The following is a 16,076-nucleotide window of genomic DNA, read 5'->3' as shown; positions in this document are numbered from 1 at the left end:
CATCGACGCCGGCGGGCTGTCAGAGGCACTCGACGAGGCCGTCGTAGAGCGATCTGTCCGTTCCGGGGAGCGCGGCGTCGATCGCCCGACCTGCCGGCGCCGCGAGCGCCTCGACGAGGTCGGTCACGGCGGTCCCCGGGGCGACGGGCATCTCGCAGAGGAAGATCCTCGCGTCTACCTCCACATCCCCCGTGGAAGGCACGATCTCCTCCATGCTCGCGGCGAGGATCCACACACAGCTGCCTATCGTCCCGGCGTGCTCCTCGACGGAGCAACGGAATCGAAGCGGCTCGTAGTTGCTGAAATCGCCTTCGCAGAACGTGTCGCCGCACACGACGTCGAAGTCGTCGTTCAGCGCGCGAAGCAGCTCGTACCAGGCGTCGATCTCGTCCGGGCTCGTGAAATACGACGCGGCGTCGACGAAGCTCTTCGCGCTCGTCGAGCCGGCCGGCGCCGCAGCGTCGTCGTGCTGCGGTGGGGTGCTCTCCGGGGGCTCCGGGGTGGCGCCTTGCGCGGTGGAGCAGGCGAGCGCGAGGACAGGGAGACTCATGGACATGGCATGACGAACCGACATGGGTGCCTCCATCCGAGCGCGGCGCGTGGCGCCGGCTCGGGCTAACACGCCGCTTCCGGGCTTCGCGCTGTCCCGCAACGGCGGGGACCAGCGCGAGGTCGGACCTCGCGGCGTTCTGGTGGGCACTTATTGCGAGCGGTGTGCCGCGGCCTTTTTGCCGGATCTTTGGGCCCTCTCCGCGCTCCGGGACCTGGCGGCCGCCACGCGCACCGCCAGTTTCGCCAGCCGGGGGCCGTCGCGCGCGGCGCTCCGATCAGGGGAAGCTCAGGATCTCCACCCAGTGGGGACCGCGGCCCACCGGGGTCGACGTCGAGGAGGTGAGCCGGCCGCTCTCGCGGTCGATCGCGTGCACACGCACCGCATGCGAGAGCTGCCCGGCGGCGACGAGCCAGCGGCCGCCGGGGTCGATCTGGAAGCCGCGCGGCTGCTGTTCCGTGGGCGCATGCGAGACCAGGCTCAGGCGGCCGGTCTGGGCATCGACGCTGAACCCGGCCAGCGTGCTGGAGGTGCGCTCCGACGTGTAGAGGAAGCGGCCCTCGGGCGTGAGGTGCAGGTCGGCCGCCCAGGGCTTGCCAGAGAAGCCCTCGGGCAGCGTGGAGAGGCTCTGCACCGGCGCCAGCGTCCCGCGCTCGGCGTCGAAGGCCAGGACGTCGACGCGCGCGTCCAGCTCGTTGAGCAGGTAGACGAAGCGCCCGTCGGGAGCGAACGCGAGGTGGCGCGGGCCGGCCTGCGGACGCACCGGCAGCGCCGGCGGATCGTTGGGGGTGAGCTGGCCAGTGGCCGCGTCGAAGCGCCACTGCACGACCACATCCGAGCCGAGGGCGCTGACGAAGACGTAGCGGTTCGACGGATCCACCAGCGTGGCATGCGCATGGCGGCCGGTGAGCAACACCGCGGCAGGCGCGCCCACCGTGCCGTCGTGGCCGATCGGGCTGATGCTTGTCTTGTGGCCGCCGTAGGAGGCGCCGAAGAGATGGCGCCCGCTGCGATCGGTGATGAGGTGCGACATCCTGTCGGGCAGCGGCGCCGCCGACAGCGGCGTGAGCCGCCCGCTCGCCGCGTCGAGCGCGAAGCTCTGCACCGCGTGGGGCTCGGTGCGCAGCGCGACGTAGAGGAAGCGCCGGTCCGGCGAGACCGCCAGCGGCCCGGCCTGGCCGTCGATGCCGACGGTCTGTACGGGCGCCAGCGACCCGCCGGCGGGGTCCAGGTGCAGCACCGAGATCTCGGAGCTCTCGGCGTTGGAGACGTAGACGTAGGTGGCGGCTTGGGTCATCGCGGCGAAGAGGCTGGAGGCCAGCGCCAGTATCCACCATCGGGCCGGCGTCACGCCACAGCTCCCGCGCCGGGCGTCGCGCCTGCCCACGTCGCAGCGACGCGCGCCATCAGGCAAGCCGAGCCGCAAGGGCGTGAGGCGCGGCTGCGCGAGAGGCGACGGCAGAGGTGAAACCCCGTGGACGAATCGCGCGGGGACCGGCACGATGCCTCGCCATGGGACGAAAGAAGGCGCATGCTGCGGCGATGGGCCGCTCGCCGCGGGCGTGATGGTCTGTCTCGGTGGTTGGGCGCGGAGGTGCAAGGTCCGATGCTGAAATGGCTGCTCGTCGGGCTCGTGGTGTTCCTTGTCTACCGGTTCGCGATGAAGCGGCCGCGTTACGATCGGCTGTTCTCGCCGGACCACCTGATCGAGCTCTCGCGCGGGCTCGGCCGCGCCAGGGACACCGCGCTCAAGCCCCCCGGGGGGGGCCCGCCCGCGGACCCGTTCGCCGAGGGCAATGCGTTCATCACGTCCGCCGACATCGCCGTGGTCTATACCGTCGCCGAGGCCGGCGAGGCCGGACGAGAGCACCACGTCTCGCTCTCGCTTCGCGGCGGCGCTCTCGCTCGCGCCGCCGCGGGATTCCTTGCCGCGGCGCTCTGTCGATTGCTCGGCCTGGGGGAGACGCAGCGCGTGCTCGCGGTCTCGAACAGCGGCGTTTACCACCTGATCTTCCAGGTCCCCGCCGCGGAGGAGGCGCGATTCGCAGCGCGATCCGTCCCGAAGCTCGACGACGCGTCTGCGCGGAGGCTCGTCGGCGTGGCGATGGAGGATCGGGGCCCGCTGCTCGCGCGCCTCGGCAAGCTCGACGTCAAGGTCCCGAAATGATGTTCTTGCCGGAGCTGAAGGGGAACGAGAATCCTCTACTCGCAGTCGACGAACACGACGTCGTAGGCGATGGTCGCCGAGATCCCGGAGACGCTCACGGAGTAGGTGTTGCCGGCTTCAGGGTCCCAGCCGTTCGGCACGATGCGGATGGCGTTCGTGGAGCCGTAGCGCCCCTGGAGCGGCTCCACGTCGACGGCCAGAGGGGCACCGCCGCTCGTGATCGTGACGTCGGCGTCCTCGAGCTCGATGTCCTCGCTCTGGATCGACCAGCCGGTGTCGCTGAGTGAGCTCCAGCGGTCGCCGTACGCCTGGATCGGGAACACCCCGGGTGGAGGCCAGGCCGTCCACTCCTTGCCGGCGCGCCCCGTCCCTCCGATGTTCTGCATGCAGGAGGCGCCGTTCTTGCCGGTAGAGCCGAGGCCGATCGGGCCGAGATCGTTCGCGAGGATGATGCGCCGGTGGCCGAAGGTCGTCTCGTTCCCGGGGTCGATCAGATAGCCCTGAACGCTCGCGACGCCGGGGCCACTCGAGATGTTGCTCGTCCTCGCGCCGTCCGCGCCTGTCTTCGAGTAGCACTTCCAGCTCTCCGGCGGCTCGTGCGAGAGCGAATTGTTCGCGTCCATCATGAGCGCGCAGGCCTGGGCCTGCGCGTCGCGGGTGGGCTCGGTCACGACCGGGGGCAAGTCCGCCAGCCAGCGGTACAGATTGAAGAGCCGGAGCGCGTTCGCTCGACCCTCGGGAGAGATGTCTCCCGGGTCGCACTCGGGATCCAGCGAGCCGCTCCACGTGCCTTCGCTCATGTCGGCGGTGTCGGCGTTGAAGCGCGCGCAGGTGCCTTCCGGCGAGCGATCGCCCGTCTCGGGTGTCGACCCTCCCGAACCCCCGGATGCCGTGCCTGCCGAGCCGCCGCCTGCTCCGGTGCCGACCGCGGACGAACCTCCCGTGGAGCTGCCGTCAGATCCTCCGGCGCTCGAGGCGCCCGAGCCTGAACCCGCGCCGCCGCTGCTCGCGGCTGTTCCACCCGTCCCGCCGGCCGGCGGCGAGCCGCCCGACGAACCTGACGTGCCAGGATCGGCATCTTCGCTGCTGCAGGACGCGGCGGCCGCGACGAGGAGCACCGTCGATGCGACGAGTCGAAAGCGAGAGAAAGCCGTCTTCATGGTGGAAGGAGATCGAAACGCTCCGGAAACGTCAAGCCCCAATTGCGGGATCTGCGCGGGTGGACAGAATATTTTTTTTGACGCGATCTGCCTCCTCAGAAGGTGATGCTGTATCAACGACTTATTCATGCATTGGAGAGGCCGCATTGGCTCCAGAGCCTGCGAGGCGGCGGTTCCCTTCATTGGTGCTTCCGCCTACCGCCGGGGCGCCTGGCAAGACATGTCACGGTGAGGGCGTGACATGTCATGGGCGTTGCATGGTCGCTCGAGCTGAGGCAGGTGCGATCCGAGATCCTCGTCTTCGTGCGACCGAGCGCAAGCTTGATGGTGATGAAGGTCGCGCGCGTATCGTGCAGGCGAATGTTCAGCTGTGAACCTGTGGTCTCGAACAGCTCAGATCGATCAACACCCGCGCGTCGCAGGTGATCTCGGCACTACCGCCTGCGCCCAGCAGCGGAAGCTTGACCGCATAGCGCGGCTGACGACCTTATGAAAGCTGGCCCACTCGAGGGGGCTGCGTGACGTGGAGCGCAGCGCAACATAGACGGGGCATAGGGGCAAGATGTCGAGCGCGGGACTCTCACCGGTGCGGCGTTGCCCGCGGGATCTGACGCGCAAGCGCGAGGGCCTGGAGCGCGAAGGGGTGCGGTTCGAACTGATCCATGGAGAGGTGCGCGGCGGCGATGAGGCGAGCGGGAAAACGCTGGTACAGCGGGAGCTTCGTGGCCACATCGGCCGGGAAGTACACGAGCATCGGCGCCTTGTCGCCGGGTCCGTGGAGCAGCGCGCGGAGGTGGGGCGCTCCGTCGAAGAGGCGCTTCTGATAACGGCGGTGCTCGAGGAGCGCCCGCTCGATCTGCGCATCGAGGTAGCCTGAGGGCACGGCGCGCCGCACTCGCCCGAAAGCCTGGCGGATGCGGTCCGTGAGCCCGTCGACGACGGCGGGCGCGGTGAGCAGGCCTGGGGTGCTCAGGAAATCGTTCGCGGAAGAGAGTGCCGTCTCCAGCGACTCGTCACCGCCGGTGAAGGGCGTGGCCGTGGTCACGGCGGCTTTCAGCATCTCGAGCTCGTCGAAGGGGAAGCGCAGCTCTCCCGTGACGAACACGAGCGGCGGCGCGAACTTGCCGTCTTCGCGGACTGCCTCCGAGAGCGCCGCGGTCACGCCGCTGCTGTCCGTCGCGGTGGCGCGCGCGAGGATCAAGAACACGTCGCGGCGGTCCTCCGGCGGGACGGTCTGGCTGGGGAGCTCGGGCTCGCCGGGCTCCGTGGCGCGTGGATCCCGCTGCGCGTCGTCGACGAGGCGCTGCCAGGGCGGTCGCTTGCGGATGCGCGCCGCGCTCTTGGGATCGATCCAGACAAGCTCCAGCGTCTCGGGCATGGCGCATTATGCTCCTGGTTGGCTCAGCGGCGCACCATGGATGGGCTCACGACGCCGAGCGCCGCCGCGCGCAGCGCCGCCGGGTGCGTCTCCTGCTGATCCGCCGCGGGGTGCACGTGGGCGAGCAGTCGGACACGCAGGCGCTGCGCTGCGGGCAGCTTCGCCGCGACCGCCTCGCCCAGGTACGTGGGGATCGGCCCATCGGGCAGGCCGTGGAGGAGCGCGCGCACGTGAGGCGCGCCAAAGACGGCCCGGCGCTGGAAATGGTGGCCGCCGAGCAGCGCGCGCTCCGCGAGCGCGTCGAGCTGGCCTGGCGGCACGAGGTCGCGCTTCTCGAAGGTCTCGCGGATGCGCGCCTCGAGGCCCTCGGCGACGACCGGCGCGCCGGGTATCCCCGGCGTGCCCAGGAACTCCTTGGCCAGATCGAGGATCCCCTTGGCCTCGGGATCTGCGCTGGCCTGGGGCGCGGCTGCGGAGATCATCGCCTTGAGCGACTCGAGCTCATCGAATGCGAAGACGAGCTCTCCTGCCACGAGGACGAGCGGCTGCACGAGCCGCCCGTCGGCCAGCGTGGCCCCGGCGAGCGCGGCCGCGACGCCTTCCGAGCTGACCGCGCCGCGCGCGAGGATCTCGAACGCTTCGCGCCAGTCCTCGATGTCCGCCGTGGTCTCGGCGTGCGCCGGATCATCGAGATCGCGATCGAGCGGCTGCTCGTCGAGCGCGTCGAGCACCGGTGCGAAGCGGGGGTCCTTGCGGAGGCGCGGCAGGCACGGAGGGTGAAACCAGACAAGGTTGAGCGCCTCGGGCGTGGCGGCGCGCAGCGGCGACCATGCGGGCGGTGAGCGCGGGGCGCTCTTCGCGGGGGCGGCGACCGGCGGGGGCGCTACGGGGAGCGGAGAGGCGGTTACCGCAAATGCGGTGATCGGCGGGGGCGCCACGGGGAGGGGAGGGGCGACGACCGCAGGTGGGGTGATCAGCGGGGGCGCCACGGGGAGCGGAGAGGCGGTCGCGGATGCGAGCGCGGTGAGCGGCGCTATCGGCGCGGCGGGGAGCTTTCCTGGGGGCGGAGCGGCGCCGGGCGGAGCGGCGCCGGGCGCTGCGGCGCCTCGAGCCCACGGGCTCTCGGCCCACGGGCTTTCGAGCGGCGGCGCCGGCGCGACCATGGCAGGCGCCGCCTGGGCGGAGGAAATGTCCATGGTCCTGGTCTCGCTGTCCGACGGCGGCGGCGGGGTGGGCAGCCGCTGCGGACGTGGCGCGCCCGGAGGCTGGAACGGCAGCCCGACCGAATCGTCTGCGGTCTCGCGGGGTGCCTGTGGGGTCTGCGGAGCGGAGAAGGGCAGAGGCGAGCCTCGCGCCGGTGTCAGCTCCAGGGGCGCCAGGACCGTGCCCCTCGATTGCAGCACCGTGGAGGTGCCGTCCTCGGCGCTGGCCCTCGCGTCCCGGAGCTCCTTGACATCCTCCCACGCGAGCTCGCGCCCGGGCTCCTCCATGGCCACGAAGACCTGCACGGGCTGCGTCGCGTGCTCGAGGCGGACCTGGCCGCGCCACGTCATCGTGCAGAGCCCGCAAGAAGCATCGATCCAGAGCGTGTCGGCCCGCATCGCCACCGCTTTCGGCGCGCCCAGGCCCTCGACGAACGCTCGAGGGCCGATCCCTGGGAGCCGCGTGACGAGCCGCGGGTGCTCGTAGTGCAGGTTCTCGAGGGTGAGCCGCTCGTCGGGGCGGAGCGTCTGCACCTGTTGATCGCGGGGCGCCGCCTGGAAATGCTCAGGATCGAGGTCGCTGGGCAGGACCTGATCGTGCCAGGTGTCCGGCAGCCGCGCGGCCGCGGCGGGGCCGAGCAACGCGCGGCGCGAGAGCCAGCCGTTCGCGATCGGACCGAAGCCGATGGGCGCGATCGGATCGCTCGCTGACGCGATCTCGAGACCCGGCGGCTGGAGGTTGGGCAGCGCGAGGCGCCCGTAGATGTCGCGCATGTCGGGGCGCACGCCGATCGGGTTCGGGGTCTGCGGTCCCCCCGCGGCGCGCTCGTACACGAGCGGCATGCGGGCGAACGGCGGGCCCTCACGGAGCGCCCCCTGGAGGTCGAACTGCCGATCGCAGAAGACCTCGACGCGCTTGTCCACCTCGCCGACCGCGAGCCGGGCGATGAGCGAGCGCACCGGCTGCCGCCCAGGAGCGAACGCGTGCCCGACGAGGAGCACGTCCGCGCGCGGCTTCATCGGGACAAGGTCAGCGGGCGCGTAGAGCCCGAGGCTGGCGCCGTCGGGGTAGGGCCGCTCGGCGGCGGCCAGCGGCTGCTGCTCCTCGGCGAGCACCGCCTCGCCGGGACGGAGGACGAAGGTCGCCCGGCAGACGACTGTGAGCACCGGCTTGGCCGGCGGGCGCTGCCAGGTCAGCCAGCCGACCGGTATGTCGGACAACCCGAGGACGGAGACTTCGCCAGCCATGTGCTTGCTCATACAGCGACTCGTGGCGCGTTACTATCTACACGCTTGGGGACGGCGTCGAGGTGCGTCTTCACGCGAACCAATCCGAGCGATGCAGGAGAAATCCGTCGACGGGAGTTGAGGTCACCGGATCGCGAGCGCCCGCACGGTCGCGGTCGTCACGCCGCGGTATTTGTGGACCGCTCTTCAGCGGCCTATCCAGCCGAGGAGCCGATCGCGCGCCCCACCCGCAGGCCGACGCAGCAGGGCCTCGCGCCCGAGGGTCCTCGCCCCCTCGTCGCCATGGAAGACTGTCTGCACGCTCTTGAAGGGCGCCGCCCCTTCGAGACCGAGCAGGTTCGGCAGGTAGGTGTCAACGATCTGTGTGGCGAGCGCTTCGTCCTGGGTTGAACTCAAGACGCGCCATGTCGCGAGCGCGAGCCGCTCGGTGAAGCCGGGTGGGTTCGGCTCGGTCAAGAGGACTTTGCCGACGAGGGACTGGATTACGAACATCTGCAAGGACGGTGAACGCCCTGGATCCTCGAGCCAGGCCATCACCTGGTCGAAGCCCACCGCGTCGCGGTACAGCGTGTCCTCGGCGAGGCGCGCCACGACGTACTCCCCGAACAGCGGTGACAGCGCGGGCGGCTCAGTGACGGTCTGGATCCGGGCCGAGAGCGGCCCTCCAGCGCGCTCGAGGGTGAGCGCGCGGCGGACCTCGTCCTCGGCCGGAGCCGACGGGAGCATGCGGAGCAGCGCGGGCTCGGCGAAGACCAGCGCGGCGTGGGGCGACGAGGCACTGCTGAAGGCGACAAGCCGCGCGCCGACAGCGAGGTCGACCGATGACCACACCCCCGGCGGCACGCTAGCTTCGCGCGGTCCGGGGCGCGATCGGTGGCCGGAGATGTGGATCGGGTCGCCCGCCTTCGCGGCGATCGCGCCCTTGAGCGCGTCGGCGAGGATGACCTCGAGATGGAACTCCTGGACCTCGCTGCGCAGCGGTCCGAGCTCCCATGGGCCCTCGTCGATTTTCACGACAGTGAGCACCGCGATGTGCACTGCGCGCAGGATGACGGAAGGAGAACCGGAAACGACTCTCGCTACAGCCATCTCTGGTCGGGCGCCCGTGAAAGCGTTCGTCGGTGTGCCGGCCGCTGCATCCGCTGGCCTGCCCTCGGAGGAAGGACTCCCGGCGCCCGACGCGCGACAGGCGCCGGCCAAGAGCGCGACGATCAGGGCAGCCAGAGTCGTCATGCCGCTCATGATTGAACCCAGGCGAGCAGTGGACCGGCCCCAGGGAGGTTTGCCTGTGCGAGCGCGCCCGCGGCCTGCGCGCGGAGCGGGTCGCCAGCGAAGACGTCGTCCGCGACGAGCCGCTCCATCCCCCCCTCGATGCCCACGAGATTCGGGATCCACGTGCTCGTGAGGTTCTCGTGGAGGTCGGCCGCCTCCGGGAGCAGGAGGAGGCGGAACAAGCTCAGCACGAACGGTGGCATCAGCTCCCTCGACAGCGGGCTCCACAGGATGAAGTTTCCCACTGCGCCGTCACAGAGGACGAAGCGCGACGAGGTGCCAAGCGCGGGCGCTTCGAGCACGCGGAGGACGGCGTCGAGATCCGCGCGGCGGTCCGGGAACGCATCGGGTAGCCGGTCGGCAAGGTAGCGGGCGAAGAAGGGGCCGAAGCGCGCCTCGCTGCCGCAAAGGCGATCGAGCAGGCCGGCGAGGCGGAGTTCCGGACAGCCGGCCATGTCGACGTCGGCCACGTCGCCCGCCGCGGGATCCGCGGGAGCCAGCCGGAAGCACACGGGATCTGCCAGCGCCTCCGCGGCGCTCGCCCCGTCCGGCCCCGTGAAAGCGACGAACTCGGACCCGGGCGAGAGGTCAATGCGCGACCAGACGCCGGGCACGGCCGTGAAGCGGCTCCCGAGATTCTCGGCCTGGGTAACGCGGATCGAGATCTTGTCTCCCGGCGCCTCCGCCACCTCTCCCTTGCTCACGGCGAGGAGCGTGAGGGCGAGCGCCACCTTACGCTCCTGGAGGTTCGGCGCCACGGGGTGGAACAGGTCGGCCAGGGCCGAGTCGATCCGCACGCATAGGATCCGCGCTGCGCGCAGGATCTCCGACCGTGAGTCGGGCCGGTACGGGATCATCGATCATCTCCTTTGCTTGCTCAGAATGGAACGTCAGCGACGAGTTGGTCGACCCCGCCGGGCGCCCGCGTCTCGAGCCCGGAGCCGTCGACGGGCGTTGCCCGGCGTGTCGGGTCGGCGTCCTTGATCATGGTTACGGTCTTGCGCACAATGCGCGTTTCCACGAAGTTGTCGTCGAAGCTGCTCTCGAGCCGGACGCGCCAGGTGTTGGTCGAGACAGTCGAGTACAGGCGGCATGCGGGTTGGTCGGCCGCTCCCGGCACTCCGTTCCGATTCGTCCAGAAGAGGAGGGCGCACTGCCAGTCGAGGTTGAACTTGAAATTGCGCAACGTCCTTCGCGCTGTCGCCGGCATCACGTTGACGTCGGCTGGGTGCTCGAGGCGGATGGGCCCGCCCGGGCTGTCGGGGTTCGTGACCTCCCACCTCTGGCCGATGCGCGATCGATCGTCGTTCTTGACGATGGGCATGCCGGGGGACCCGTTCGTCGACGTGCAGGTGTTGCCACCCGTGCCCCGGTTGGGACGCGAGAAGGCGCCGGCGTCGAGGATGGGCCCCGCGATCTCGGCGCCGTCCATCCTCCAGAAGCAGCGCGTGCGCGCCGGGGGGTTCGGCGGAGGGAGACGCTTCTGAAAGGTGTGCGTCACGTCCTCGCCGTGCCCGCCGGGGCCGGGGCTCGAGGGGCTGTCGAGCTCGTTGTTGTTCCAGCCCGCGAAGACCTGATCCAGCCCGCGCTTGCCGTCCTGTCCGCCGCCGATCACGCGGGCGATGACCTTCATGGTAATGGCGTCATTTCCGGTCCCCGCGAAGTCGCCCGTCCTGACCCCGATCGGCACGGTCAGCGCCCCCGTTCCGAAATAGTCGTTCGACCTGGTGATAATGTCACGAGAGCCGGCGGCGTTGTTGGTCACGCAGAGATTGCTCACCCCCTGCACCCGCACCAGCACCAGGTTCATGCAGATATAGGGCTCGCGATCGATGCGCTTGCCGCTCGCGTCGTCGAACTCGTTGGTGCCATTGCCGTTGTTATCGATGAAGGGCAGGATGTGAAAGCTCCCCACCGCGTTGGCGGTGAGCGCGGCCTCGAGCTTGTTCGCCGCGTCCGGGGTGAGGCCCGGGTCGTCGCTGTTGCCAGGGAGGGCGACAATGTCCGCGTGATCGCCCTGGGGCGCGTCCGTGCGGCGGTCGCGCGCGATGCTCCAGCGCACAAACGGCTTTGCCGTTGCCGGCTGGACGACGACGCTGAGCTTGATCTTGTCCGTGTCGCGGACGGACTTCTCGATCAAGACGAGCGGCACGTTGGCGGTGTAGTCGGGATCGTAGTCCGAGGCAGCCGCGGCGCCGCCTGCGGCCAGGACGAGCGTGTGCCGCGGGACCGGCGAGTTGCTGGTTCCGCCGGTCGCGCGGTTGCGGACCGTGTTGGCTGGCGTCGAGGGGATATCAGCCTTGAGGTCGGTCAACTTGCACACGGTGACACGAACGTTGTCGGCGTTGGTCTTATTGTCTCCCTTCAGGTGGAGGAAGTACCCCGCGTCGCACAGCGCGCCGCTCACCGTCTTGCCTTGAACCCAGAGCCTCTTGTCCTCGTTCTTCTCTGTCTTGTAGTCGATTTCGTGCGGAACAGCCGTCGCGGCCTCGCCCGCGGTGGGGACCTCGTTGGGGAAGAGCTCGGTGGTCGCGCTCAGGCTCTCGAGGACGAGCGTGCCGTCGAACTTGTCCGGCAAGACCTTGCGAACGATGAGCAGCGCGCGCCCGTGGTGATTGCCCGTGTCCTGCTCATGCATGAAGCGGCCGACCTTGATCTTGTCGTCGGCCGAGAGCGGCGCGGGATCGCCGCCGATCGCCGTCCGGCTCTGGCACAGATCGAGCGTGATCTGCACCGCCGTCGCCGCGACCTCGTCTCCCTCGTCGTCCACGCCCTTGATGCTGAGCAGGAACCCGGTGTCGCGCATGTCCGCGCTCGGCTTGGCGCCCTGCGCCCAGAGCTTGTCGCCGCCGGCCGGTATCTTATCGGTCGCGATGGTGTACGGCAGGAGGGACGCCTCACCCGACGCGGCGGGAGGCTTCTCGTCGCGGAACACGGCGACGTGGTCGTTCTTCGCCGTGAGGACGAGCTCGCCCTTGAACGCGGTGGGCTTGACCTGCTGGATGACGAGCTGCGCCCGCTCGAACTGGTTGATCGCGTCCTGCACGAGTAGGTTGCGGCCGAGCCACACCTTGTCGTCCTGCGACAGGGGCGACGGTTCCGCGCGCGCAGCGGGCCGCGGATTGCAAATGTCGAGCGTCACCTCGACGCTCGTGATCGTCGCCTTGGCCGGCGGCCCCACTGGCTTAGAGCCGCCCGAGAGCGCGAGCTCGGCGGTGATGTCGTCCAGCGCCGCACTGGGGCTCACGCCCTCGACGAAGACCGTCACTCCTCCGTTCAGCGTGGCGGCGCCCGCCCACGCCGGGGCGGCGCCCGGCTTGAAGACGTTGTCGGTTCCGTCGAGCTTGATCTCGGTTCCACCCTTCGCCGCCGAGAAGAACTTCACCTTGCCCCCGGGACAGGTGAACGTGCCGGTCCCATCGAACGGCGCGTCGGTCTTGAGCTGAAGCGCGTGCCGGGTAGGGCTGGTGTAAGGCTCTATCGCCCCCCCTCCGGGTTTTTGGGCAACTTTGCGCACCACCACTACCAGCTTCTTCGGCGTAAGCAGCGGGTTGACACGCTCCGGCGGCGGCGGAGATTGTTCTCGAGCAGGCGGAGGAGGAGCAGGGGACGGAGGTTGTTCTCGAGCAGGCGGAGGAGGAGCAGGGGGCGGAGGTGGCGGAGTCGGCGCGAGCTTCATTGGCGGCGCATCGACGTTTCCCTCCTTCGGCTTTTCCGAGCGTGCCGGCTGCGCGTCCGGCGCCGAGCCCGGCGCCCCTCCCTCGTTGATCATCACCAGCGTGCCGACGATGTCGACGCCCCCCGGGCCGATGGTGATGAAGCCGCCGGGGCCCTTGATCGTCACCGACGAGCTGCCCTCGGCCACCAGCACCGTCCCGGCCTTCTCGTGGAGGGTGAGCCCCGTCTCCAGCGCGTTCTTCTTGCCCACCTTCTCCTGCTGCGACGAGGTGGAAAGCGAGTACCCGCCGGCAGATTCGCTGTGGCTTCCCTTCACGTGCAGGTGGAGGTCGATGTGGTCGATCTCCCGCTTGGTCTTCTTGACGAGGATGTGCTCGTCCTTGCTCGTCAGGACGAGCCGCGTGCCGAGCGTCCGCTCGATCTCGTCGCCCTTCACGTGCGCGGCGAAGAGCTTCTTCGCCGCGGTCGTGCGGTCGCCGGCGATCTGCTCGATCCGGTCCTTGTCGGTCTCCTCGACGCGCTGGCCCACCGTGGTGTCGGTCTCGTCCGACGAGACGCCCTTGTCCCGGTCGTGCCCCACGGTGATGGTCTCGTCGTTCTTGACCAGGCGGCGCAGGTTCTTCTGCGCCTGCTGATAGACCAGCTCGTTCCCCGCCAGATCTTCGAGCATGATCTCGTTCCACCCGGCGGAGCCGGGCGAGGTGTTGCTCTTCCAGTCGCTCCTGGTCTTGTTCTCTGGCAGCGTGTGCGGCACGGGGTGGGTCATGTTGAAGAGCCGGCCGACGACGATCGGCTGATCGGGATCCCCGTCGAGGAAGGCGACCAGCACCTCCTGTCCGATCCGCGGGATGGTGATCATCCCGAAGCCGGTCCCCGCCCACTCCTGGCGGACCCGCATCCAGATCGAGCTCTTGTCGTCCTTGTTCCCCTCGCGATCCCACGGGAACTGGACGCGCACCCGGCCGAACTCGTCGGTGTGGATCTCCTGCCCTGGCGGCCCCACGACGGTGGCACTCTGCACGCTGTGGAGGCGAGGCTTGTGAACCGTGGCCCGCGGGCGATAGGGCGAGGCGGTGAAGACCGCCGTCCCCGCCATGTGCCACTCCCGCCCGACCTCGCCTTCCAGGAAGAAGCCGGTGACCAGCAGGGGTCGCCCGCCGGCGAGCTCGGAGTGCGGGTGGTTCTCGATGGAGAAGACGGCGCCCGGCCAGAGATCGACGGTGTTGGTCTCGAAGGCGACGGCGCGCTTCTGGACCCGCTCGCCCTCCAGGCTGCGCTGGGCGAGCGCGTCGCCGTAGGCCTGGTCGTGCCGATACGCCCCCTTGTCGTCGGCGAGCGGCGTGTCGCCGGATCCCCTGGATGCTATCCGGAACCCGCCCGGCTGGTAATCGAACTGCTCGTACCGGTCCTCCGGCGCCGCCGCCTTCTCGGCGTTGCCGAGCAAGGCGAAGCTCGGGTTGCGAAAGTCGTGATCGCGGACGACGCGGGCTCCCGGCCGGACGTCGTGGCCGAGGTGGATCTGCCGGGCTATCTCCCGGTCGGTGATCCCGATGTCGCTGGTGGTTGCGTGGAGCGGTGGCGCGGAGCGTGGCTCGCCGGTATGGAGCTTGTCGTCGAAGGTGAGCCTGGAGACGTCGGCGGCGTCCTCGGGGAAGGTGAAGGCGATACCCGCCTCCTCGAGCAGGCGGCAGACGAAGTCGTGGTCGCTCTCCCCGTACTGGACCTTGTACTCGAGCTTGGGATAGCGGGTGCGATCGAGCTTCCACGCGGGCTCGATGCTCCACTCGGTGAGGACCTTGTCGACGATCTCCGGGGTGGAGAGGCGCTGGAAGATGCGGTGATTGCGCCTTTGGGTGAGGAGCCACATCGTGGGTACGATGCGGATCTGGTACATCGACGTGCCCGTCGGCTCGGCCCGGACGAGCGCCACGTGCTCGCAGACGCCCGCCCAGTGGCGCTCTCCGCCGAGGGGGGCGAAGGAGGCGCCGCTCGCCGCGCGGAAGGAGGCCGCCTTGCCGACGATGGTGTCGAGGTCGATGCTGGGGTCGTCGGAGAGGGCCCAGACGGTGACGGTGAAAAGGCTGGAGATGCCCTCCTGGACGGCGAAGCGGCTCACCGAGAGGGAGGTCTCGCCGGAGGCGAAGATGAGGTCCAGGTTGGGCATCGAGTGATCTCTCGAGGAGCTCCAGCGCTGAAGGCGACGTTAAGGCATCAAGGGCGAGAGAAGCTTCGACAGCACAGCCTTCCGCGCCGGGTTGGTGATGAGCTGGTCGATGGCCGCCCTCAGCTCTGCCTGGTCACTGGGATCGGACGTGTACGAATCACGAATGAACGCCTCTGCGCGGGGCGTTAGACGCTCGCTCACACGGTGGAGTTGAACCTGCATGCGATACTTTTCGAGCTTTTCCCGATTGGCGGCGACAGCATTCTCGTACTGGGCGCGCGCCACGGGATCGTCTATCAGGGCGGGGTCGGCACCGGGGGGATATACGACGCCTGTCGAGGTCGGGGGCGGCTGGACGAGCAGGAAGGGGACATCGTTAACGTCAAACTTGGGATCGAGGAAGTGATCCACCACCTGGAGCAGACGCAGCCACGAAGACAGGCAGCTCGCTCGCACCAAGGAGCGGGTCGCCGGATCTCGCTCCGCCGACAAGCTCACATTTTCAAGCGCCATGTATGCCTCGCGGAGCCGCTCCGGTTCCAGCTGGGCATCGAACTCCTTCATATGAGCCTGAGCTTCATCCAGATATTTTTGGTTGCTCGTCATTGTGCTGGTCTCTGATGGACTAATCGTTCGTCCGGCCTCTGGTCGGCTGCTCATGACGCCCGCCACGTCAGGTTGCTCGCTTCTCCTGCACCCAATCCCGAACAGGATGGCGGTCGCATAGAGCATCCCAAGCACCATCGCAGCGGAAGACCGGTACAGTCCGGTCCGCCCGTGGCATTGTCCCGCGAAGTCGTACATATCGGCTCAGAAGGGTGTCCCCGGTGGATCGTTGTACATGCAGTGCTCCGTGTTCCCCCCTTTTCGCGCTTCAGCCCGTCCAGTCGCAAAAATTTCGTGCTCCTGGCGCGTAACAGGAAAATCGTGGGCCGTCGCGTTCCCTACGACATGCCATTGCCAGGCGATAGGCACATAGACGTCCCCCACTGTGAACGGAGGTGCCGTCCCAGCCGATGCGGGAGCAGAGGCGTAAATTTGGTCGGTCGCACCGACCACGGATCCATGCGCGGAGGTGTGGCTGATAACCGGAACCCAGCCGCTCACCCGATCCGGTGGGGGATAATTCCCATGCCAGAGTCCATCAAAGGTCGGGCTGAAGCAACCGTGCGCAACCGCTTGAGAATCCTTTTCACGGATCTCGATCCTGTAGAAGTTCACGTCATCCGGGTGGATGAAAGGGCTCCCCAGCCAGCC

The 16,076-nt window shown here is 69.0% G+C and carries 11 protein-coding genes; 2 read left to right on the top strand and 9 right to left on the bottom strand.

Annotation, left to right across the window (positions count from 1 at the left end; all coding sequences use genetic code 11):
* Nucleotides 1-19: 19 nt before the first annotated feature.
* Both WMF45_RS23385 and WMF45_RS23380 read right to left on the bottom strand, forming a co-directional pair.
* Nucleotides 20-574, bottom strand: a complete 555-nt coding sequence (locus WMF45_RS23385) for a hypothetical protein (protein ID WP_437719065.1) — start codon at nt 572-574, stop codon at nt 20-22.
* Nucleotides 575-827: 253 nt separating this feature from the next.
* Entirely contained in the window at nt 828-1,847 is a 1,020-nt protein-coding gene (locus tag WMF45_RS23380) for a lactonase family protein (RefSeq protein WP_437719064.1), read from the bottom strand.
* A 309-nt stretch (nt 1,848-2,156) separates the two neighbouring features.
* Between WMF45_RS23380 and WMF45_RS23375 the strand changes: the two genes are divergently transcribed.
* A complete protein-coding gene (locus WMF45_RS23375) occupies nt 2,157-2,717 on the top strand; it encodes a hypothetical protein (RefSeq protein ID WP_437719063.1) in 561 nt (186 codons plus the stop codon).
* Nucleotides 2,718-2,752: 35 nt separating this feature from the next.
* Here WMF45_RS23375 and WMF45_RS23370 read toward each other — a convergent pair whose 3' ends face one another.
* Complete coding sequence (locus tag WMF45_RS23370) at nt 2,753-3,517, bottom strand: CAP domain-containing protein (protein WP_437719062.1); 765 nt, start codon at nt 3,515-3,517, stop codon at nt 2,753-2,755.
* Between WMF45_RS23370 and WMF45_RS23365 the strand changes: the two genes are divergently transcribed.
* On the top strand, nt 3,516-3,983 hold the full coding sequence (locus WMF45_RS23365) for a hypothetical protein (RefSeq protein ID WP_437719061.1): 468 nt from the start codon (nt 3,516-3,518) through the stop codon (nt 3,981-3,983). The genes WMF45_RS23370 and WMF45_RS23365 overlap by 2 nt on opposite strands.
* 474 nt (nt 3,984-4,457) lie before the next feature.
* Here the strand turns inward: WMF45_RS23365 and WMF45_RS23360 are convergent, their stop codons facing one another.
* From WMF45_RS23360 to WMF45_RS23335, 6 genes are all read right to left on the bottom strand, one after another.
* Entirely contained in the window at nt 4,458-5,255 is a 798-nt protein-coding gene (locus tag WMF45_RS23360; protein ID WP_437719060.1) for a hypothetical protein, read from the bottom strand.
* 23 nt (nt 5,256-5,278) lie between these two features.
* On the bottom strand, nt 5,279-7,705 hold the full coding sequence (locus WMF45_RS23355) for a DUF2169 family type VI secretion system accessory protein (RefSeq protein ID WP_437719059.1): 2,427 nt from the start codon (nt 7,703-7,705) through the stop codon (nt 5,279-5,281).
* Nucleotides 7,706-7,891: 186 nt separating this feature from the next.
* Nucleotides 7,892-8,719, bottom strand: coding sequence for a hypothetical protein (locus WMF45_RS23350; protein WP_437719058.1), 828 nt, complete (start codon nt 8,717-8,719; stop codon nt 7,892-7,894).
* Between the two features lie 224 nt (nt 8,720-8,943).
* The gene (locus WMF45_RS23345; protein WP_437719057.1) at nt 8,944-9,834 is read right to left on the bottom strand and encodes a hypothetical protein; all 891 of its coding nucleotides are present in this window, start codon (nt 9,832-9,834) and stop codon (nt 8,944-8,946) included.
* A 20-nt stretch (nt 9,835-9,854) separates the two neighbouring features.
* Entirely contained in the window at nt 9,855-14,819 is a 4,965-nt protein-coding gene (locus WMF45_RS23340) for a type VI secretion system Vgr family protein (protein WP_437719056.1), read from the bottom strand.
* A 39-nt stretch (nt 14,820-14,858) separates the two neighbouring features.
* Nucleotides 14,859-15,551, bottom strand: coding sequence for a hypothetical protein (locus WMF45_RS23335; protein ID WP_437719055.1), 693 nt, complete (start codon nt 15,549-15,551; stop codon nt 14,859-14,861).
* Nucleotides 15,552-16,076 lie beyond the last annotated feature (525 nt).

It is taken from the genome of Sorangium sp. So ce448 (genome assembly GCF_051520915.1).
In the GTDB taxonomy this organism is placed as follows: domain Bacteria; phylum Myxococcota_A; class Polyangia; order Polyangiales; family Polyangiaceae; genus Sorangium; species Sorangium cellulosum_B.
The sequence above is the reverse complement of the archived record's forward strand: the minus strand, read 5'-3'. Positions and strand labels throughout refer to the sequence as shown.